Raw genomic sequence first — 20,047 nt, 5'->3', positions numbered from 1 at the left:
CTTTACCGGCAATTTACGTTGGGCTTACGTTCGTCAGTGCTTGCTAAACCACTGACGCACAAATAAAAACGGCCTGGACAAGGCCAGGCCGTCAATAATCGTAAAACCTGTTACTTCAAAACGGCCAACGCCGCTTGGTAGTTGGGCTCTTCAGCGATTTCCTTGACCAGTTCGCTGTGCAGCACAGTGTCGTTTTCGTCAAGGACGACAACGGCACGAGCAGTCAGGCCTTTGAGTGGACCGTCAGCAATAGCCACGCCGTAGTTCTGGATGAACTCGACGCCACGCAGGGTGGACAGGTTCTGGACGTTTTCCAGACCTTCCGCGCCGCAGAAACGCGCCTGGGCGAACGGCAGGTCAGCCGAAATGCACAACACAACCGTGTTGGCCACGTCGTTGGCCTGGGCATTGAACTTGCGCACGGAAGTGGCGCAGGTCGGGGTGTCGATGCTTGGGAAAATGTTCAGCACTTTGCGCTTGCCGGCAAAGCTCGCCAGGGTAACGTCGGACAGATTGCCAGCAACCAGGGAGAACGCAGGCGCCTTGGAACCGGCTTGCGGCAGCTGGCCGTTGACTTGAACCGGGTTGCCTTTAAGAGTGACTTGAGCCATGAACGGAGTCCTTTTGAGAGGAGTTGTGGTGAGAAATCTTGAACATTTCGAGGAGCCAAAGTTAAACACGAAAGTGCTTTGCGGCCTATCCCGTATTGCTGACAAATAACTCCCGTTCCATTACCTGAAATGTCCTGCTCATGACTGTAATACACGCTCGTCAGCAGATGCAGGTTTCTACGTTGAATGACGGACCGTCTATCGCGGGCAAGCCTCGTTCCCACAAATATGACGCGATCCTCTGTCGGAGAAGGCCGGGCAACACTTCTATGCCCAAGACACAAGCTGGCGAAGCCTGCGTTCGAGTGCGCAGCAGTCGCAATTGAGTGAACCGTATGTTTTCAGGAAGGAAGCGCTCGCCGGTTTTACGACCGCTACGCGCTCGAACGCAGCCTTCGGCAGCTGCTACGAAGAACTTGCCCGTCCGCCCCCTCAACCCCGGCAAAGCCGTGCACAAAACCCAACGAATGAATGCCTTCCACTGGCTAAGTCGACTTTCCCTGCTAGTTTCATCAGAAGCGTCCTGCTGGAGTCCTAGAGCGAAAAGCTATATCAATCGGCCATGAAGTGCCGAGTCGTCCACTGAGCCACGAAGGAATCGGGGGAATGATGTCGAAAACTCTACATGCGCCCGCCATGTTATTGGCCGCAACGTTATCGCCTGCGTTTTGCGTAATAGGGGACAACCAACCCCCAAATGCTACAACACAGCTGAGCGCAAAGGTGACGGCGTACCGCAATTCACGCTGCTTGCCGGACTGAATGTCACCTTCGGAAAATAAGGAAGTTGCTATGAATGTTTTTCTTCGCGCAGCGGGTTTCAGCCTGATGGCGCTTTTCGCAAGTTGTGGCGTCGGTGCTCAAGCTCAGTCTCTGGACACTCGCCTCGGCCCAATCAACATGCAGGGCGAACTGCCGTCCCGCGACGCCATTGCCAAACGCTACGCCGAACTGGACTTTCAACTGGCTATTCAGGCTTATTTGTGAGCCTTGCCGCTTGTGTGTTCAGCTACTTGCCGCTGTATGCGCCAACCGGTGCCTATTTCGACAAAAGCTGGAAACCCGACGGCATCATGGCTGTGGAATAACGCCTGAAAACCGGATGAGTTCATGAGAAGGACGAAGCAATGATCATTGAAAGACCGACACGCCTGTTGCTCGCCAGCCTTTCGCTGCTGCTGAGCAGCACTGCCTGGGCCGACTTCAGCGCCACACCCGCCGAAGCCCGGGCAATTGCCAAAGAGGCGTACCTCTACGGCTTCCCGGTGGTGGAGATGTACAAGACCCTGTACAGCCAGGCCGTGGACAAAAAAGCTCCGAACTACAAGGCACCGTTCAATCAGATCAGCAATACCGCCATGCTCTTCACGCCCAAGGACACCGCCTTCCTCACCCCTGACTCCGACACGCCCTACTCGTTCGTCTGGATGGACCTGCGAACCGAACCTGTGGTCCTGACACTGCCGGCGATCGAGGAAAGCCGCTATTACTCGGTCCAGTTGATCGACCTTTACACGCAGAACGTCGCCTATCTCGGCACCCGTAGCACCGGCAACCAAGGTGGCCATTTCATGATCGCCGGCCCCGACTGGAATGGTCAGCAACCGGTCAACATCGACCGGATGATCCGCAGTGAAAGCAACATTGCCTATGCCATGTATCGCACGCAGTTGTTCGACGAAAAAGACCTGAACAAGGTCAGACAGATACAGAAGGGATACAAGGTTCAGCCCCTGAGCCGCTACCTGGGCGAACCTGCGCCCCAAGCGGCCTCCAGGGTAGATTGGCCAAAACCCGAGGCCAACATGAGCGACAGCCCGGAGCTGTTTCGCTACCTGAACTTCATGCTGGCCTTCGCTGCACCGCAAGCGGTTGAAGGAGACCTGCTGGCGCGCTTCGCCAAAATCGGCATCGTCGCCGGACAACCGTTCAAGGTCAGCGACCTGAGTGCCGAGCAGCGCAAAGCCCTGGAGGCCGGGATCGCCGACGGCAAGGCCGAGTTTGCCGCACTCAAGAAGGACAAGGTCGACACTCACCAGGTCAACAGCGGTAATCTATACGGCACCCGAGACCGCCTGAACAACAACTACCTGTACCGCTATGCCGGCGCCAGGATGGGGATCTTCGGCAATTCGGCCGAAGAGGCGAACGACATCGTTTATTTGGTCGACAACAAGGGCAAGCCGGCCAATGGCGCGAAACGCAGTTACACCCTGCACTTCGACAAAGATTCACTGCCGCCGGCCGACGCTTTCTGGTCACTGACCATGTACGACGGCAAGAGCCAGTTGCTGGTGGCCAACCATATGAAGCGCTACCTGATCAACTCGCACCTGTTGCCGAACCTGAAACTCGATGCCGACGGCGGCCTGACCCTTTACCTGCAGCACTCAGAACCGGTCAAGGACAAAAAGAGCAATTGGCTGCCGGCGCCGCACGGACCGTTCTATGCCGTGTTGCGGATCTACCTGCCCAAACCGGAAGTGGTCAGCGGACAGTGGAAAATGCCGCTGCTGACACCCATTGAGTAACACGCCGTGAACATGCGCCTGATTGTTGGCTGGCTTCAACGGCGTCACGTTCAAGAACCAGACCCGGGGATTCGGCGTTGAAGTAAAGAGTGCCGAATCAACGATGATGGTGTGATGGTCATTTGTGGCAAGGGAGCACGTTCCCTCGCCACAGGCCCGATGCCTGGCATTCCAGCGTGTCAGCTCAATAGTCCCCCTCTAACGCCTGCGAAACAACGGCCGTGGCTCGATCACCGAGCGGCCGTACAACACGCTCATCCCGGCCAGGCCCTTGAGGGCATCTTCGGCGGATTTGTCTTCACGCACCGCGAAGGCATCGAAGCCGCATTGGCGCATATGGCTGAGCTGATCGCGCAGCACATCGCCAATTGCGCGCAACTCGCCCTGCCAACCCAAACGAGTGCGCAGCAGATAAGCCTGGCTGTAGGCACGGCCGTCGCGAAAGCTCGGGAAGTCCAGGGCAATCAGCGGCAGGCTGGAAAGCCAGGGCGTCAGGTTTTCCACTTCGTCGTCAGGGCCGAGCCAGACGCCCGAGAGCGCCGTCGTGGTTTGAGCACTGCGGGCAAGCCACTGGGGTAGCGGCAGGATCAGCGGTCCACTGGGCAACTCATCTGCCGCGTCACGAACCAACTGCCAGGGATCGTCGCGCACCCACTCGGCGACACCCTCTCGCAAACGCAACACATTGTTCATATCGAGACCTCCAGGACCTTCGGATAGACCCTTTCCTTGAATGGCTCCAGGCCAATGCGTTGCAAGGTATCGACGAACAGCTCTTCGCTTTCCCGGTAAAGGACAAAGGTCGCGATGATGCGCTCGATGACCTGCGGTACTTCGGCGGCGCTGAACGAGGGGCCGATCACCTTGCCCAATGCGCTGTTCTTGCCCTGGGAGCCACCGAGAGTGATCTGGTACCACTCACTGCCGTTTTTATCGACGCCAAGGATGCCAATATTGCCGATGTGGTGATGGCCGCAGGCGTTCATGCAGCCGGAGATATTGAGGCTGATATCCCCCAGGTCGTGCAGGTAATCGAGGTCATCGAAACGCGCTTGAATGGCCTGCGCGATGGGGATCGACTTCGCGTTAGCCAAGGCACAGAAATCACCACCGGGGCAGGCGATGATGTCGGTCAGCAAGCCGATATTGGCGCAGCCCAGCCCCTGTTCATTGGCCAGACGCCAGAGCGCATAGAGATCGGCCTTGGGCACATCCGGCAGGACGATGTTCTGCTCATGGGCGATACGGATTTCGCCAAAGCCGAACTGCTCGGACCAATCGGCGACCGCTTCCATTTGCTCAGCGGTGACGTCGCCGGGCGGTGAGGCAATACCGGGTTTGGTCGACAGCACCACACTGGTGTAGCCCGGCACTTTATGCGGCTGCACGTTGCGTGAGACCCAACGGGCGAAAGCCGGGTTTTCACTCAAATGGGTGCCGAAGTCCAGATCGGTATCCACCAGTGGACGGTAGTTCGGCGGTACAAAGGCGCTGGCGACGCGCTCGTACTCGACGTCAGTCAACTGCGCCGGGCCATCCTTGAGGTGCTGCCACTCCTCCTCCACTTCCCTGGCAAAGGCTTCAATGCCCAAGGCTTTGACCAGAATCTTGATCCGCGCCTTGTACTTGTTATCGCGTCGGCCATGGCGGTTATAGACCCGCAGCACCGCTTCGACATACGACAGCAAGTGCTGCCACGGCAAACCCTCACGAATCTGCAAACCAAGGATCGGCGTGCGTCCCAGACCACCACCGACAATCACCCGCAGCAGCATCTGGCCGCCGCCATCGCGGTAAAGATAAAGACCGATGTCATGCATCATGATCGCCGCCCGGTCTTGCCTGGCCGAGCAGATGGCGATCTTGAATTTGCGTGGCAGGAAGAGGAATTCCGGGTTGATGGTCGACCACTGCCGCAGGATCTCCGCCAGCGGCCGCGGATCGAGCAGCTCGTCGGCGGCGACCCCGGCAAAGGCTTCAGTGGTGATATTGCGTACGCAGTTGCCCGAGGTCTGGATCGCGTGCATCTCGACCTGGGCCAGACGCTCGAGGATGTCCGGCACCTGAGCCAGTTCAATCCAGTTGAATTGCATGTTCTGCCGGGTAGTGAAGTGACCATAGCCACGGTCGTAATCCCGGGCGATGCTCGCCAGGGTGCGCATCTGCTGCACGCCGAGGGTGCCGTAGGGAATCGCGACCCGCAGCATGTAAGCGTGCTTTTGCATGTACAGGCCGTTTTGCAGGCGCAGCGGCAGGAACTCTTCCTCGCTCAACTCGCCCACCATGAAACGCTCGACCTGATCGCGAAACTGCGCGACCCGTTCAAAGACCAGGGCACGGTCATAGTCGTCATAGTGATACATGGTCCTACCTCATCAGTGCTGACCCCAAACTCTCACATCACGTAGCAGCTGCCGAGCCCGCGAGGCTGCGTTCGGCTCGGTCCGCGTTCGGGCGAAGCAGTCGTAGAGCCCGAGCATGCGGTGCGTCTGTCATACCGCGTCGTCTGGATTACGAGCGCTGCGCACTCGAACGCAGCCTCGCGGGCTCGGCAGCTGCTACAGGGTGGATATGGCGACTATGCACCTGCGGCTCAGCACGTTACAGATTCAGGTAAAGACTAAAAAACCATATCAGAGCGCGACGCATGGCCGTCGGCAGGCACTCCATCTGATCTGTATTAATGCAGTTTTTCTGAGTCTGTTTTGTTTCTCCCATGCTTTCTACAGTTCAGCGCATGCCAGACCGGGTGGCCTGGCAAGACTTTGCAACCGTGGAAGAATTGACCATGAGCACAGCAGCAAACGGACAGGCTTATAACTACAGGGTCGTCCGCCAATTTGTCGTGGCAACGGTGGTGTGGGGCGTGATCGGAATGGCGATGGGCGTATGGATCGCCTCGCAACTGGTCTGGCCGCAAATGAATCTGGACCTGCCCTGGACCACTTTCGGTCGCTTGCGGCCGCTGCACACCAGCCTGGTGATTTTCGGCTTTGCCGGCAGCGCGCAGTTCGCCGCCAGTTATTACGCGGTACAGCGCACCTGCCAGGTGCGGCTGTACTCCGACAAGCTCGCCGCCTTCACCTTCTGGGGCTGGCAGTCGGTGGTCACGATCATGCTGATCACCTTGCCGCTGGGCTACACCACCACTAAGGAATACGCCGAGATCGAATTCTCGGGCGCGGTGTGGATGACAGTGGTCTGGGTCGCCTACGCCATTGTGTTCTTCACCACCGTGGTGCAACGCAAAACGAAGCACATCTACGTCGGCAACTGGTTCTTCGGTGCGTTCATTGTGGTAATCGCCATGCTGCATGTGGTCAATCACCTGTCGATCCCGGTGGGCTGGTTCAAGTCTTACCCGGTGTACTCCGGCGCCACCGACGCGATGGTCCAGTGGTGGTACGGGCATAACGCCGTGGGTTTCTTCCTGACCACCGGTTTTCTGGGGATGATGTACTACTTCGTGCCCAAACAGGTCGGTCGGCCGGTGTATTCGTACCGTTTGTCCATCGTGCACTTCTGGGCGCTGATCACCCTGTACATCTGGGCCGGCCCGCATCACTTGCACTACACCGCGCTGCCGGACTGGGCGCAGTCGCTGGGCATGGCCATGTCGCTAATCCTGCTGGCACCGAGCTGGGGCGGGATGATCAACGGCATGATGACCCTCTCCGGCGCCTGGCATAAATTGCGTACCGACCCGATCCTGCGCTTTTTGGTGCTGTCACTGGCGTTCTACGGCATGTCGACCTTCGAAGGACCGATGATGGCCATCAAGACGGTCAACGCCCTCTCCCACTACACCGACTGGACCATCGGCCACGTACACGCAGGCGCCCTGGGTTGGGTGGCGATGATCACCTTCGGCTCGATGTACCACATGATCCCGAAAGTCTTCGGACGTTTACAGATGCACAGCATCGCGTTGATCAACCTGCACTTCTGGCTGGCGACCATCGGTACCGTACTCTACATCGCCTCGATGTGGGTCAACGGCATCACCCAGGGCCTGATGTGGCGCGCGATCAACGACGACGGCACCCTCACCTACTCCTTCGTCGAGGCACTGCAAGCCAGCCATCCCGGGTTCGTTGTGCGCTTTGCCGGTGGCGTGTTCTTCCTCAGCGGCATGCTGCTGATGGCCTACAACACCTGGCGCACAGTGCGCGTCGCGGAGCTGAAAATGGCCATGAGTGAGGTGCAAATTGCCTGAGATCAGGAGGTTTAGATGATTGAAATCGCACTGAATGTACTGGCCGTGGTGTGTCTGTACCTGTCGGTGGAGTATTGCTTGAGGAATCAGTCGGCCGAGAGCCTCGACGATGCGAGTTTGATCCCCTTTGCCGACGACCCGGAAGTGGCGCGAAGGGTGGAATTGGCAACGGGCAAGACCATCAAGGCCGTGGCGCCTGAAGTGGCGAAGGAAGGCTGGGGGAATGTAAACATGTGATTGATCGTTCCCACGCTCTGCGTGGGAATACATCCCGTGACGCTCTGCGTCACATCCAAAAGCAGACGCGGAGCGTCCGGGGCGGCATTCCCACGCAGAGCGTGGGAACGATCCTTACCCCCGTTCCCGGGGAATCAGGCTTTGCAACTGCTGCGCCAGGAAATTCGCATCAAAAGCAAAGATATCCGGGTCTTTCAAACCGTTGGCCTTGCGCCACTGCCAGTCGGTCGACGGCGGTTGGCACACCAGCGAGACACTGCCGTAACGTGCGGCCGTCAGGCCCATCACCGCCACAGAGATCAAGCCACCGACACCCATCGCTTCCGGTACGAATTCCACCGGTTTGCCGGTAATCTGCACCGTCAGCTTCCAGGTGTTGAAGGGAGAGGTTTCGACAGGAACGTTCGGACCTGAAGCGACATAGCCTTCGCGACTGACTTCAAGCAGGTTCGGACTCTCCACAGGCTCAAGCCACTGTTCGATATGGTCGAACAGCTCGCCGATGCGCACCGCCCATTCGGCCGATTGAGTCTCGAACACCTGCTTCTTGTGCGCTTCGCTTTCTGCATAGTGGCGAAGCATCTCGCCCAGTTGCGTTACGTCGTCCATTGCGTTGTTCCTCGGATCAAGCATGACTTCAAGGTTCTGATCATGGCAGATGCCAGCAAGCAGCGTATGACTAAAACCGCCGACGGTACTGAGCCGGCGTCATCCCCAACAGCGTGCGGAATGCGCTGCCCATGTGCGACTGATGGGCAAAGCCTGCATCCAGCGCGATAGCGGCCAGTGGTAGCGCTGTGTGCTCGATCATCCACCGTGCAGCCTGGACCCGGACTTCGACAATCCAGGCGTGGGGCGTCCTGCCGATCGCCCGGGTGAAATCGCGCAGCAAACGCAGCTCGGTATGCCCGTAGGTGGCAGCCAGCTGCTCCAGCGTCAACGGTTGATGGTACTGCCCGGCAATCTGCTCCAGTACCCGAGCTAACGCTTTTGGCGTCACACGTTCCGGCTTTTGCGCCTGGACCAACGGCAAACCAACGAAACTCAGGGCGCAGGCCTCCAGCGCCAGCAGATCGGGTTGCGGATCGAGCAACAACCGCCGCAGCTCGCGGCCCAGCGCCAGAGCGTGGCGATGGCCAGGGACCTGCACACGGTGTCTGAGATTGAGCGGTTCGTCGCCAGCAAACGGCTCATCCCAGCGCGCCAACAGGTATTCACCGCCACTGGCCGACTCGGAAAACACTTCCACACCCACCGGTGTATAGGCCAGCACACCGGGCAAGGTGTCGAAATCCACCCGTCGGTCCGAATCGATCGCATGTACCCCTTGCTGACGCTCAAGGGTCACGCCCAGGGTTTGCCACTGTGCCGGATCACGGGCACTGTAAGCGACGCGCGGCAAGAGTTGCAGGCAGAGTTTGCCGCCCAGCAGGGTCTGGCTCAGCGGGCCTGGCATGTGAAATTTCTTGATAGATCGAACCGCTGCGCCACGGGAAACTCTCTCCGACAAAAATTTGCCATCAACAGGAGAACAGCATGCGCACCATTGGCCTGATCGGCGGCATGAGCTGGGAGTCCAGTGCCGAATATTACCGCATCATCAACCAGCAAGTACGCGACCGGCTGGGCCCGCTGCGTTCAGCGAAGTTGTTAATGTACAGCGTCGACTTCGGCCCTGTCGAACAGGCCCAGCATGCCGGGCGCTGGGACGATGCGGCACTGATTCTGGTGGACGCGGCGCGCCGTCTGGAAGCCGGCGGCGCCGAGTGCGTCGTGCTCTGTACCAACACCATGCACCGGGTGGCCGAGCAGATTCAGGCGGCGATATCGGTGCCTTTCCTGCACATTGCCGACCCGGCCGGGCAGGCCGCGGTGGATGCCGGCGCGCTGACAGTCGGCCTGCTCGGGACCGCGTTCACCATGGAGCAGGACTTCCTCAAGGATCGTCTCGCGGCCCAAGGGCTGAGCGTTCTGGTGCCAGGAGCCGCCGAGCGCGACGCGGTCCACCGGATCATCTACGACGAGCTGTGTGTCGGTGTGATCAGTGAGCGTTCACGGCAAACCTATCAACGGATCATTGAATCCCTGGCCGCACGCGGTGCCCAGGCAATCATCCTCGGCTGCACTGAAATCGGCCTGCTGATCAAACCCGAACACAGCTCGCTGGCGCTACTCGACACCACCGAATTACACGCCCGGGCAGCCGTGGCGTTTGCCTTGGGCGATTGACTCAGGAGGCGGTTCGCGTACGACGCAGGCGCCTTAATCACTGGGCTGCTGCCGAAATCCCACCGCCAACCGGTTCCAGCAATTGATGGTGGCAACCGCAACGGTCAAATCGACCATCTCCCGCTCGCTGAACTCGGCCCGCAGCGCTGTATACAGCTCGTCCGGCACATTGGAGGCAGGCAGCAACGTCACCGACTCGCTCCAGGCCAGTGCGGCCTTTTCCCGTGCATTGAAGAATGGTGAATCACGCCAGACGCTGATTGCGTACAACCTGCGTTCGGTCTCGCCCTGACGGCGGGCCTCGACGGCATGCATGTCGGTGCAGAACGAACACTGATTGAGCTGCGAGACGCGAATCCTGATCAGTTCCAGCAACGGTTTTTCAATCGACAGGCCAAAGGTCGCCGCCTCGAGCATGAGGATCCCCTTGAGGGCTTGCGGCGAGGCCGTGTAGTAATCCAGACGAGGTTCCATGGGCGTGACCTTAGGCTGACATGCGGTGAGTCAAAGCCTAAGACCCGAGGCGCCAAGGCCCTATATCCAATTGCCGATTTTTTCGAAAGACCACCCATGCACCAAAACCCGCAGCCGTAGCCTGTGGCCCGGCTACACGAAATGTATTGTTGCGCGTAACCTTGCACACGACCGCCTTCAGGACTTCACCCATGGAACTTCATGTTGTCATCAATGGCCGCAAGGACCTGGCCGAGCAGCTGTACCAGCAACTGCGCGGTGCCATCGAGTCCGGTCGGCTTGCCGCCGGTGCACAGCTGCCACCCAGTCGTTTACTGGCCGAGCAACTGGGCGTTTCGCGCAAGACGGTCTCCGACACCTACGCGCTGCTGACCTATGAAAACTTCCTGATCGGCAAGATCGGCCGTGGCACCTTCGTCAATGCCCGGGCGGCCAAGGCCGAGCGCAAGCAAAGCGCGGCGGACCTGGCCTGCGCACAAAGCCTGGCAAACTGGCAGAACCTGCCCGCGCCCTTGCGCCATCCAACCCTGGAAGGCACCTTGCGCTGCGAATTCATCGGCGGCGCGACTACGCGCAATCAATTCCCCCAGGAAGAATGGCGGCGCTGCACTCAGGACGCGCTACGCCGAATCGCCCTCAACGGCGGGTTCTACAGCCAACCGGAAGGCCTGCCAGCCTTGCGCAGTGCCATCGCCGGGCATGTCGCGTTCTCCCGTGGCGTGGCCTGTCATGACGACGACATTGTGGTCTGCAACGGCGCCCAACAGGCGCTGGACCTGATTGCCCGGGTGGTCATCGAACCGGGCAGCATCGTCGCCATGGAAGACCCCGGCTACACCCCGGCACGGTTGCTGTTCACCGCCCAGGGCGCGATGGTGGTCGGTGTCCCGGTGGACGCCGAAGGTATCCAGGTCGAGTTGATCCCCGACGGCGCGAGGCTGATTTACGTCACCCCGTCGCACCAGTTTCCCCTCGGCATGCCAATGAGTCCGGCGCGGCGCGAAGCCTTGCTGGAACGCGCCCGAGTGCTGGGTGCGATCGTGATCGAGGACGACTACGACAGCGAATTCCGCTATGAGGGCCGGCCCACCGATTCCCTGCAAAGCATGGATAGCCGGGGCGTGGTCGCCTACGTCGGAACCTTCTCGAAAACCATGCTACCGGAGTTGCGACTCGGTTATGCAGTACTGCCACCGGCGATCCACAGTGCGGTGGTCAAGGCCAAACAACTGACCGACTGCCACACCTCGACCCTGCCGCAATGGGCGCTGGCCAAGTTCATTTCCGAGGGCTATCTGCTCAAGCACATCCGCCGCTGCCACGCGGTCTACGCCGGGCGCCGGGAACGAATACTGAACCGCCTGCAAGGTGATCTTTCGCCCTGGTTCGAGGTAGTGCCATCGATTGCCGGTTTCCACATGGCCGCGCTGTGCAAGGTGCCAGTGGAAGTTCCCTTGCTGATCGAGCTGGCGAAGAAAGTCGAGGTCGGGCTTTACCCCCTGGACAGTTTCTTCCACGACACACCGGTTAGAAGCGGACTGATCATCGGCTTCGGAGCGATAGAGACCCTGGACATCGACCCGGCGCTGGACAAGGTCAGGGATATTCTCAAACAGATCGCCTGATTGGCTCAGTGGTTTTCCTGCGGATTGGATATGGGTGTTGAACGAGTCCGGCCCTACTCTTCTCCTCACGAACTCCCCTGCACGTCACCCGGAGAACCTGCCATGTCCAGCATCGCGATCAATACCGTCCAGATCCAGGCCGCTAAAGGTCGTTCGGATGAGCTTGGCCTACACCTGACGCGGATTGCCGACACCCTGCGTGAAGCGCGGGGCTGTCTCGATTATGCGGTGCAGGAGTGCCCGAGCACTCCTGGCCTGTGGACCGTCAACGGCCATTGGCAGACCCGCGAATGCATGGAGTCGCACTTCGCACTGCCGGCGTTGCAGGGTTTTATCGAGCTGATCGGCAATCGCCTGGCCTGCCGACTGGACTTCAATCACTGAGCCATTGGCCTCCTGTTCTTTCCCGGGATTGGCTATTGGTCGGTCCGGGATTGGGACTTAGGGTGAGTCACCTCCCCGACGACATAAAAGGAACCGCCATGAAAGCCCTCTCGCTCGCGACCTCGATCTTCGCTGGTCTGGCCATGCTGGCCTCGCTCAGTGCCTTCGCCCACGACCCGGTCTATGGCAAGGAAAAACGCAACGTACTGCAAGAACATGAACTGACCAACGCACCGGGCAAGAAAGCCATGATGCTCACCGTCGACTACGCCCCGGGCCAGGCCACTGCGCCGCATATGCATGCGGGCTCAGCGATGGCTTATGTGCTGGAAGGTGAAATAACGTCCCAGGTCAACGACGAAAAAGCCATCACCTACAAGGCCGGCGAGTCGTGGTACGAAGCCGCAGGCTCCAGGCACCCGGTCTCGGCCAATGCCAGCCAGACCAAACCTGCCAAACTGCTGGTGTTCATGTTGCTGGGCGATAAGGATGAAGTGTTGACCCCGTTGAAAAAATAAGGACATCAATGTGTGGTGTCTGTCAGGGCCTCATCGCGAGCAAGCTCGCTCCTACAGAGTACACGTACCACCTGTAGGAGCGAGCTTGCTCGCGATGGCGTCAAATCAGACACCACATGATTTTCAGGCTGAAAAAAAACCCGCATCATTCGATGCGGGTTTTTTTCATGCAGCACTCAATCAGGCAGTGGCGGCAGCCACCGTTTGACTGTCCATCTCCAGGTCCGGCAGTTCGCGGTTAGCGACGGCATTTTGACCGCTCATCGCCAAATCCAGCAGTTCGCGGTTGGCCACTGCGTACATGGCGTAGTCAGTGCCGCTGGCGGCACGGATGTCCACCAGCATGGCGCGCCAGCGCTCGACCATGGTGCGGTTCTGTTCCAGCCACAACTGAAGACGTGCTTCCACCTCTTGCGGGGCATTGGCCATTTGCAGAACCGAGATGGTGATCGCCCGTTGCTGCCAGTCGACGTCATCACGGAAGGCTTCGCGCGCCAGCGCCTGCCAGTTGTTTTCCACCGGCAGAGCACTGATCTGTTGCAGGTACCAGGTGATGTCCAGCGCGCTGCCCACGGCGAAGAACGCCTTGGCCACATCGGCAGGGTTCTGACCGGTCACATCAGAGGCTTCGATGACCGGCAGCAAGGAGTACAGGTGAGTGGTGCCTGCAACCATGCGCGCCAGCAACTCAGGCACGCCGGCTTCGACGTAGGCCTGGTAGCGGGTCTGCCAGCCATCGCGGGTCGGGCCTTCCAGCAGTTCGTCGAGCTTGAGACCCAACGCCGCCAGATGCGGACCGAAATGCGCCACATCACGGGCAGCATTCTGCTCGTTGCGACGGCTGCGCAGGAACCAGCGAGTAGCCCGACGGCCCAGACGCATCAGCTCATCCATCAGCTCCAGTTGTACGTCCGCCGAAACCTGGTAATCCAGGGCCTCTATCTGCCGGAACCAGTGCGGGAGATGGAAGATATCCCGAACTATTACATAGGCACCCGCAACATTCGCCGGGCTCATGCCGGTGGACTCTTTCAAGCGCTGAACGAAGGTAATGCCCATGTGGTTGACCAGATCGTTGGCGATCTGGGTGCTGACGATCTCGCGTTTCAGACGGTGACGGCGCATGGCTTCGGCGAACTTGCTGACCAGCGTCGGCGGGAATGCGGTTTCCATGTCGCGAGTCAGGTAGGCGTCATCCGGCACCAGAGAGTTGAGCAGCGCTTCCTTGAGGTCGATCTTGCTGTAGGAGATCAGCACCGACAGCTCGGCACGGGTCAGGCCATGGCCAGCCGCGACGCGCTCGTCGAGTTGCTCTTCCGACGGCAGGAACTCGATGGCGCGGTCCAGCTTGCCGCGGCCTTCAAGGTCGTTCATCAGGCGTTTGTACTCGGCGATCCGTACGTAGGCACGACGGGCCGCCAGGGACAGCGCCTGGGTCTGCTTGTAGTTGTTGCCCAGGACCAGGCCGCCGACTTCATCGGTCATGCTGCCAAGCAACTGGTTACGTTGCTTCTCGGTCATATCGCCAGCATGCACAACTTCGTTGAGCAGGATTTTGATGTTCACTTCGTGGTCGGAGCAGTCCACACCACCGGCGTTGTCGATGAAGTCGGTGTTGGAACCGCCACCATTGAGACCGAACTCCACACGACCCAGTTGGGTCATGCCGAGGTTACCGCCCTCGCCCACGACTTTGCAGCGCAGTTCGTTGCCGTTCACGCGCAGCGCGTCGTTGGCCTTGTCGCCGACATCGGCGTGGCTTTCGGTACTGGCCTTGACGTAAGTTCCGATACCGCCGTTCCACAGCAGATCCACCGGTGCCTTGAGCAAGGCGTTCAGCAGTTCGGTCGGAGTCAGTTTGTCGGCCGAGATGTCGAAGCGCTCTTTCATCTGCGGGGAAATCGCGATGCTTTTTGCACTACGAGAGAAGATCCCGCCGCCTTCGGACATGATGCTGGTGTCGTAGTCTGACCAGGCCGAACGCGGCAGATCGAACAGACGCTGACGCTCGGCGAAGCTGTTGGCTGGCGCAGGATTGGGGTCAATGAAGATGTGCAGGTGGTTGAAGGCTGCGACCAGTTGCAGCTTGTCGGACATCAGCAAGCCGTTACCGAACACGTCACCGGCCATGTCGCCGACGCCGACCACCGTGATGCTGTCTTCCTGAACGTTGATACCGCGCTCACGGAAGTGACGCTGTACGCCGACCCACGCACCCTTGGCGGTGATGCCCATTTTCTTGTGGTCATAACCGGCCGAGCCGCCGGAGGCGAACGCGTCACCGAGCCAGAAACCGTAGTCGATGGCAATACCGTTGGCGATGTCGGAGAAGGTCGCAGTGCCCTTGTCCGCTGCCACCACCAGATACGGGTCATCGTTATCGTGACGAACCACGTTAGCCGGAGGCACCAGAGCGCCGTCTTTCAGGTTGTCGGTGATGTCCAGCAGGCCGGAGATGAAGATCCGGTAGCAGGCAATGCCTTCTGCCGCGACTTCATCACGGCTGCCGCCCAATGGCAGGCGACGCGGCAGGAAGCCGCCCTTGGCGCCGACCGGTACGATCACCGAGTTTTTCACTTGTTGGGCTTTTACCAGACCCAGCACTTCAGTGCGGTAGTCTTCTTCACGATCGGACCAGCGCAGGCCGCCGCGCGCGACGTTGCCGAAGCGCAGGTGCACGCCTTCAACCCGTGGCGAGTAAACGAAGATTTCGAATTTCGGAACCGGTTTAGGCAGTTCCGGAATCAGGTGCGGGTTGAACTTGAAGCTGAAGTAGGACTTGTTCTGACCGTTGGCATCGGTCTGGTAGAAGTTGGTCCGCAGAGTTGCCTTGATCAGGTCCAGGTAGCGACGCAGGATACGGTCTTCGTTCAGTACTTGAACGTCGTCCAGCGCGCTCAGGATCGCGTGTTCCAGACGCAGCTGCTTGTCGTCGAGGTCTTCGCTGGTCAGCTTGCGGGCCAGGTAGAAACGGGTCTTGAACAACCGGGTCAACTCGCGAGCGATGTCGGTGTGGTTGTTCAGGGTGCTGGCGATGTAGCCGAGGTCGAAGCCCAGGCGAATCTGCTTCAGGTAACGGGCGTATGCACGCAGCAGCGCCACGTCGCGCCATGGCAGGCCGGCAGTCAGTACCAGACGGTTGAACCCATCGTTCTCGGCATCGCCACGAACGATGTGGACGAATGCGTCCTGCAGCGTGTCGTTGAGCTGCTGGATGTCGAGGTTCAGGCCTTCAGCGGCGGTGAATGCGAAGTCATGAATCCAGAACTCGCGCCCGGTGCTGTGGCGCAGGCGATACGGGAACTCGCCAAGGACGCGCAGACCGAGGTTTTCCAGGATCGGCAACACGTCGGAAAGTGCCAGCGGGGTATCGGCGTGATACAGCTTGCAATGCAACTGTTGCTGACCGGCGGTTTGACCCAGCAGCGGCTGGTAGAAGCTCATGACCAGCGGGTTGGCTTCGCTCAGGCTCAGCAAGTGTTGCATGTCGACCACAGCCGAGTGCGCAGCGAAGCGCTCGCGGTAGCCGGCCGGGAATCCTTTAGGGAAGTCGGACAGCACGTTGGTGCCGTGGGCTTCGCCGAAGCTTTCGATCACCAGGCTTGAGTAGTCGTCCTGCCAGCTGCGGCAGGCCTGCACCACTTCTTTTTCCAGCAACAGCGGATCGATGTCGAGACGGTTCTTCGGGTCGACCCGCAGAATCAGTTGCACACGGGCCAGCACGGACTCGGAGAAGAAGGTCCAGAACTCGCAATCGGAGGCTTTCAGGCGATCCATCAGCACTTGCTGGATCTTCTGACGCACTTCGGTGGAATAGATGTCGCGCGGCACATAAGCCAGGCAATAGCAGAAGCGGCCGTACGGGTCTTTGCGCAGGAACACGCGGATCTTGTTGCGTTCCTGGATCTGCACGATCGACATCACGGTGCTGAACAGCTCGTCGACCGGAGTCTGGAACAGGTCGTCACGGGGCAGTACTTCGAGTACCTGAGCCAGTTCCTTGCCCAGGTGAGCCTTGGCCTGGAAACCGGAACGACGTTCGATTTCCCCGACCTTGCGGCGGATGTACGGAATGACCCGCACGCTCTCGCCATACACCGAGGAGGTGTACAGGCCCATGAAACGGCATTCCTTGATGACCTTGCCGTTGGCATCGATCTGGCGGATCGACACATAATCCGGGTAAGCCGGACGGTGCACACGGCTTGGGTGCGCAGCCTTGGCGAACGACAGCACGGTCGGTTCGCGCAGGTAATTCACGGCGTAGTCTTCGATGCGCAGGTCATCGGCGGTGAGGCCGGCGCGCAGCAGTTTGGTCAGACCGAGGAAGGAGTTCTGGTCATACTCGATATGACCGCCATTCTGGTCATCGCAAACCACGAACTCTTCGTAGCCGAGGAAGGTGAAGTGGTTGCCCACCAGCCATTCGAGGAAACCCTCGATCTCGTTCTTTTCGTCTGCATCAATAACAAACTTGCTTTTGTCGATGCCGTCGATCAGCTCCTGGACCTTGGCTTTCATCGGTTCGAAATCGGCGACCGCAACGCGGACTTCGCCGAGAACCTGCTCCAGCTCTTTGCTCAATACATTGAGCTCGGCGGTATGAGCGCAGCGATCGATCTCCAGGTACATCAGAGATTCTTGCTGGATGCCTTCGCCCTGGGTGCCTTTTGGCAGGATTTCCAGCAACTCGTTCTTGCTGCCGCGACGCACGCTCAGCACGGTGGTCTGCAGCGTGTGGATGCTGTAACCGCGACGGTTCAGCTCGGTGCGCACCGAGTCCACCAGAAACGGCAGATCGTGGTGCAGCACTTCGACTGCAGTGTGGGTCGACTGCCAGCCGTGACGTTCGTAATCGGGGTTGTACACACGCACCTGCGGTTGGGCGTGGTCAAAGCGCTCAAGCAGGCGCCAGGCAGAAAGGGTGCAGCCGGCGAGGTCAGACAACCGACGCTGGGTGAGTTCATCCAGGGAAATGATGCCAAAAAATTGTTCAGCGAACAGCGCCACTTGTGGCAGTGCCTGTTCACTGATGTGCTGCGCCAGTGCCGCTTGCAGTTGGTGCTGGAAGTCGGCTTTGCTGGCTGCGGTGAAGAACGCCATCTGTGGTACTCCGCTTGGGCTTGTTATTGATGGAAGCGTCGCGTGCAAAACCCCTTACGGGGCGGTCCGTCACCCGGTTCCTGATTCTCGGGCAGAGGAAACAGGGCGACAGGTGGGTGAAGCTGGACGAGACACTCAGGTCACATTCACCTTCCTTCGATGGGCATCTGCAAAAACGACTGCCGGGCAGACAAGCAATGTCTTTACAGGTGTCCATCAGTTGCGCAGCTTAACCAGTGCGGCAAGGCCACTGCTTGCGATGCTGCGACATATTCGGTCATCGGTAAGTAACTCGGCTGCTGCGCATCGAACAACACTAGCAGTTGCGCAGGAAAATCGCTGGTTCAAACCAGGTTTTACAGTACATCCGTACCAGAAGTGACCGATAAGACTCACTCCGTTCATAGCACAGGCTCTGACACACAAGTCAGCAGAAAATTCTTCGGGCTGGCAGAATTAGACTTTGCTTGCTTTCACAGCGCCCCCAGAGCCAGGAACCGCCCCATGCAACTGACCACCGCCCATTTGATCGCCAACCCCTGCGACGACGAAGAAGACAACATGGCAATGCTCTGCTGCCATAGTGACAAGGGCGAGATGTTCCTGATGACTCGCTACCCCGACGAGGATGAAGTCGAGCTCACCCTCGATGGCGAACCTTCCACACTCGATGGTTTGAAAGTCACCCTCAGCGCCGATCGCCTGCTGATCGAAATCGGCGCCGCCGATGCCGATGTGCTCAATGGCGACGACCATCTGGAAATCCATCACAGCACCGCAGCGATGGACTTGCCCGAGGTTGAAGAAACCCTGCAAAACATCCTCAAAGGTACCGGCACCTATATAAGCCAGCTCGCCTGAGCCTTTGGCAAAAAGCGCAAGAATGATCGTTCCCACGCTCTGCGTGGGAATGCATCCCGTGACGCTCCGCGTCACAGCTTCAGAAGCGGACGCAGAGCGTCCATGGCGGCATTCCCACGCAGAGCGTGGGAAAGATCTCCTTATACGCGCAAAAAAACCTCCATAACCCCCACAAATCCCGAAAAATCCCCGATCGCCGTTAGTCGCCACCCCCCGCTATGGATTAAAGTAACGCCCCCAAGCCAGAGCGTTATTCGAACGCCTTCGGTCACCCTTTCCAGGAACAGTCATAGATGGAACATCGTGAAGCGCTGCTAGCGCTGCGAACCTTTCTTTCAACGCAGATTCTAGGCCAGGAAAAACTCATCGAGCGCTTGCTCATTGCCCTGCTCGCTGACGGCCATTTGCTGGTCGAAGGGGCCCCTGGTCTGGCCAAGACCAAGGCCATCAAAGAGCTGGCCGAAGGTATTGAAGCGCAGTTCCATCGTATCCAGTTCACCCCCGACCTGCTCCCCGCCGACATCACCGGCACCGAGATCTATCGCCCGGAAACCGGTAGCTTCGTATTCCAGCAAGGGCCGATTTTCCATAACCTGGTGCTGGCCGACGAAATCAACCGCGCCCCGGCCAAGGTCCAGTCGGCCTTGCTCGAAGCCATGGGCGAGCGGCAAGTCAGCGTCGGCCGCAGCACCTATGAGCTGTCGCCGCTGTTTCTGGTGATGGCAACCCAGAACCCCATCGAGCAGGAAGGCACCTATCCGCTGCCCGAGGCTCAGCTCGACCGTTTCCTGATGCACGTCAAAATCGGCTTTCCAGACGCTACCGTCGAGCGGCGCATTCTGCAGCAGGCTCGCGGCGAAGCCCTCAACGGCGAAATCAAACCCGAGCGCCGCGTCAGCCAGCAGGCAATCTTCGCCGCGCGTAAGGAGATCCTCGGTTTGTACATGGCCGATGCCGTGGAGGAATACCTGGTGCAACTGGTCATGGCCACCCGCACCCCGGCCAAGTTCGATCCGGAAATGGCCGAGTGGATCGCCTACGGCGCCAGCCCGCGAGGCTCGATTGCCCTCGATCGCTGCGCCCGGGCCCATGCCTGGCTGGCCGGTCGCGACTTCGTCAGCCCGGAAGATATCCAGGCCGTGCTGTTCGACGTATTGCGCCACCGCATTATTCTTTCCTTTGAAGCCGAAGCCGCGGGCATCGACCAGGACCGGGTGGTCCAGCGGATTCTCGACGTTGTAGCCGTCGCTTGACCCCT

Annotated in this window: 17 protein-coding genes; 10 read left to right on the top strand and 7 right to left on the bottom strand. The window is 59.4% G+C overall.

Annotation, left to right across the window (positions count from 1 at the left end; translation table 11 throughout):
- Window positions 1–110: 110 nt before the first annotated feature.
- Entirely contained in the window at window positions 111–611 is a 501-nt protein-coding gene (tpx, locus tag AC07UI_RS05315; RefSeq protein WP_494991498.1) for a thiol peroxidase, read from the bottom strand.
- A gap of 792 nt (window positions 612–1,403) precedes the next feature.
- Between tpx and AC07UI_RS05310 the strand changes: the two genes are divergently transcribed.
- Complete coding sequence (locus AC07UI_RS05310; RefSeq protein WP_494991497.1) at window positions 1,404–1,598, top strand: hypothetical protein; 195 nt, start codon at window positions 1,404–1,406, stop codon at window positions 1,596–1,598.
- Window positions 1,599–1,741: 143 nt separating this feature from the next.
- Window positions 1,742–3,142 carry a DUF1254 domain-containing protein gene (locus AC07UI_RS05305; protein ID WP_494991726.1) on the top strand — a complete coding sequence of 467 codons (1,401 nt, stop codon included), beginning with the start codon at window positions 1,742–1,744 and terminating at the stop codon, window positions 3,140–3,142.
- 198 nt (window positions 3,143–3,340) lie between these two features.
- On the opposite strand, the gene AC07UI_RS05300 is transcribed toward AC07UI_RS05305, so the two are convergent.
- Window positions 3,341–3,835 (bottom strand): DUF934 domain-containing protein, encoded by a 495-nt coding sequence (locus AC07UI_RS05300; protein WP_494991496.1) that lies wholly within the window; start codon window positions 3,833–3,835, stop codon window positions 3,341–3,343.
- Complete coding sequence (locus tag AC07UI_RS05295; protein WP_494991495.1) at window positions 3,832–5,505, bottom strand: nitrite/sulfite reductase; 1,674 nt, start codon at window positions 5,503–5,505, stop codon at window positions 3,832–3,834. Before AC07UI_RS05295 ends, AC07UI_RS05300 begins: the two co-directional genes overlap by 4 nt.
- A 425-nt stretch (window positions 5,506–5,930) precedes the next feature.
- Between AC07UI_RS05295 and ccoN the strand changes: the two genes are divergently transcribed.
- Both ccoN and AC07UI_RS05285 read left to right on the top strand, forming a co-directional pair.
- Window positions 5,931–7,358: a cytochrome-c oxidase, cbb3-type subunit I gene (gene ccoN / locus AC07UI_RS05290; RefSeq protein WP_494991494.1), complete on the top strand. Its 1,428-nt coding sequence runs from the start codon at window positions 5,931–5,933 to the stop codon at window positions 7,356–7,358.
- 15 nt (window positions 7,359–7,373) lie between these two features.
- Window positions 7,374–7,595: a cbb3-type cytochrome c oxidase subunit 3 gene (locus tag AC07UI_RS05285; RefSeq protein ID WP_494991493.1), complete on the top strand. Its 222-nt coding sequence runs from the start codon at window positions 7,374–7,376 to the stop codon at window positions 7,593–7,595.
- A gap of 114 nt (window positions 7,596–7,709) precedes the next feature.
- On the opposite strand, the gene AC07UI_RS05280 is transcribed toward AC07UI_RS05285, so the two are convergent.
- Together AC07UI_RS05280 and AC07UI_RS05275 are read right to left on the bottom strand one after the other, a co-directional pair.
- On the bottom strand, window positions 7,710–8,204 hold the full coding sequence (locus AC07UI_RS05280; RefSeq protein WP_494991492.1) for a hypothetical protein: 495 nt from the start codon (window positions 8,202–8,204) through the stop codon (window positions 7,710–7,712).
- Between the two features lie 70 nt (window positions 8,205–8,274).
- A complete protein-coding gene (locus tag AC07UI_RS05275; protein WP_494991491.1) occupies window positions 8,275–9,051 on the bottom strand; it encodes a helix-turn-helix domain-containing protein in 777 nt (258 codons plus the stop codon).
- A gap of 80 nt (window positions 9,052–9,131) precedes the next feature.
- Between AC07UI_RS05275 and AC07UI_RS05270 the strand changes: the two genes are divergently transcribed.
- Entirely contained in the window at window positions 9,132–9,824 is a 693-nt protein-coding gene (locus tag AC07UI_RS05270; RefSeq protein WP_494991490.1) for an aspartate/glutamate racemase family protein, read from the top strand.
- A gap of 33 nt (window positions 9,825–9,857) precedes the next feature.
- Here AC07UI_RS05270 and AC07UI_RS05265 read toward each other — a convergent pair whose 3' ends face one another.
- Window positions 9,858–10,298, bottom strand: coding sequence for a carboxymuconolactone decarboxylase family protein (locus AC07UI_RS05265; RefSeq protein WP_494991489.1), 441 nt, complete (start codon window positions 10,296–10,298; stop codon window positions 9,858–9,860).
- Window positions 10,299–10,489: 191 nt separating this feature from the next.
- Here AC07UI_RS05265 and pdxR point away from each other — a divergent pair, with 191 nt between their 5' ends.
- The 3 genes from pdxR (at window position 10,490) to AC07UI_RS05250 (ending at window position 12,825) form a co-directional block, all read left to right on the top strand.
- Window positions 10,490–11,923, top strand: a complete 1,434-nt coding sequence (gene pdxR, locus AC07UI_RS05260; protein WP_494991488.1) for a MocR-like pyridoxine biosynthesis transcription factor PdxR — start codon at window positions 10,490–10,492, stop codon at window positions 11,921–11,923.
- Window positions 11,924–12,025: 102 nt separating this feature from the next.
- Entirely contained in the window at window positions 12,026–12,307 is a 282-nt protein-coding gene (locus AC07UI_RS05255) for an antibiotic biosynthesis monooxygenase family protein (protein WP_494991487.1), read from the top strand.
- A 98-nt stretch (window positions 12,308–12,405) separates the two neighbouring features.
- Entirely contained in the window at window positions 12,406–12,825 is a 420-nt protein-coding gene (locus AC07UI_RS05250; protein ID WP_494991486.1) for a cupin domain-containing protein, read from the top strand.
- Window positions 12,826–13,005: 180 nt separating this feature from the next.
- Here the strand turns inward: AC07UI_RS05250 and AC07UI_RS05245 are convergent, their stop codons facing one another.
- On the bottom strand, window positions 13,006–17,928 hold the full coding sequence (locus tag AC07UI_RS05245) for an NAD-glutamate dehydrogenase (protein ID WP_494991485.1): 4,923 nt from the start codon (window positions 17,926–17,928) through the stop codon (window positions 13,006–13,008).
- 504 nt (window positions 17,929–18,432) lie between these two features.
- Here AC07UI_RS05245 and AC07UI_RS05240 point away from each other — a divergent pair.
- Window positions 18,433–18,789 carry a hypothetical protein gene (locus AC07UI_RS05240; protein WP_494991484.1) on the top strand — a complete coding sequence of 119 codons (357 nt, stop codon included), beginning with the start codon at window positions 18,433–18,435 and terminating at the stop codon, window positions 18,787–18,789.
- Between the two features lie 293 nt (window positions 18,790–19,082).
- Window positions 19,083–20,042: an AAA family ATPase gene (locus AC07UI_RS05235; protein WP_494991483.1), complete on the top strand. Its 960-nt coding sequence runs from the start codon at window positions 19,083–19,085 to the stop codon at window positions 20,040–20,042.
- Window positions 20,043–20,047 lie beyond the last annotated feature (5 nt).

This window comes from Pseudomonas sp. GW821-FHT04C07 (assembly GCF_059420325.1).
The sequence above is the reverse complement of the archived record's forward strand: the minus strand, read 5'-3'. Positions and strand labels throughout refer to the sequence as shown.

Coding starts and splice junctions, on each gene's coding strand:
- tpx (WP_494991498.1), bottom strand. CDS start 611: ATGGCTCAAGTCACTCTTAAAGGCAACCCGGTTCAAGTCAACGGCCAG.
- AC07UI_RS05310 (WP_494991497.1), top strand. CDS start 1,404: ATGAATGTTTTTCTTCGCGCAGCGGGTTTCAGCCTGATGGCGCTTTTC.
- AC07UI_RS05300 (WP_494991496.1), bottom strand. CDS start 3,835: ATGAACAATGTGTTGCGTTTGCGAGAGGGTGTCGCCGAGTGGGTGCGC.
- AC07UI_RS05295 (WP_494991495.1), bottom strand. CDS start 5,505: ATGTATCACTATGACGACTATGACCGTGCCCTGGTCTTTGAACGGGTC.
- ccoN (WP_494991494.1), top strand. CDS start 5,931: ATGAGCACAGCAGCAAACGGACAGGCTTATAACTACAGGGTCGTCCGC.
- AC07UI_RS05285 (WP_494991493.1), top strand. CDS start 7,374: ATGATTGAAATCGCACTGAATGTACTGGCCGTGGTGTGTCTGTACCTG.
- AC07UI_RS05280 (WP_494991492.1), bottom strand. CDS start 8,204: ATGGACGACGTAACGCAACTGGGCGAGATGCTTCGCCACTATGCAGAA.
- AC07UI_RS05275 (WP_494991491.1), bottom strand. CDS start 9,051: ATGCCAGGCCCGCTGAGCCAGACCCTGCTGGGCGGCAAACTCTGCCTG.
- AC07UI_RS05270 (WP_494991490.1), top strand. CDS start 9,132: ATGCGCACCATTGGCCTGATCGGCGGCATGAGCTGGGAGTCCAGTGCC.
- AC07UI_RS05265 (WP_494991489.1), bottom strand. CDS start 10,298: ATGGAACCTCGTCTGGATTACTACACGGCCTCGCCGCAAGCCCTCAAG.
- pdxR (WP_494991488.1), top strand. CDS start 10,490: ATGGAACTTCATGTTGTCATCAATGGCCGCAAGGACCTGGCCGAGCAG.
- AC07UI_RS05255 (WP_494991487.1), top strand. CDS start 12,026: ATGTCCAGCATCGCGATCAATACCGTCCAGATCCAGGCCGCTAAAGGT.
- AC07UI_RS05250 (WP_494991486.1), top strand. CDS start 12,406: ATGAAAGCCCTCTCGCTCGCGACCTCGATCTTCGCTGGTCTGGCCATG.
- AC07UI_RS05245 (WP_494991485.1), bottom strand. CDS start 17,928: ATGGCGTTCTTCACCGCAGCCAGCAAAGCCGACTTCCAGCACCAACTG.
- AC07UI_RS05240 (WP_494991484.1), top strand. CDS start 18,433: ATGCAACTGACCACCGCCCATTTGATCGCCAACCCCTGCGACGACGAA.
- AC07UI_RS05235 (WP_494991483.1), top strand. CDS start 19,083: ATGGAACATCGTGAAGCGCTGCTAGCGCTGCGAACCTTTCTTTCAACG.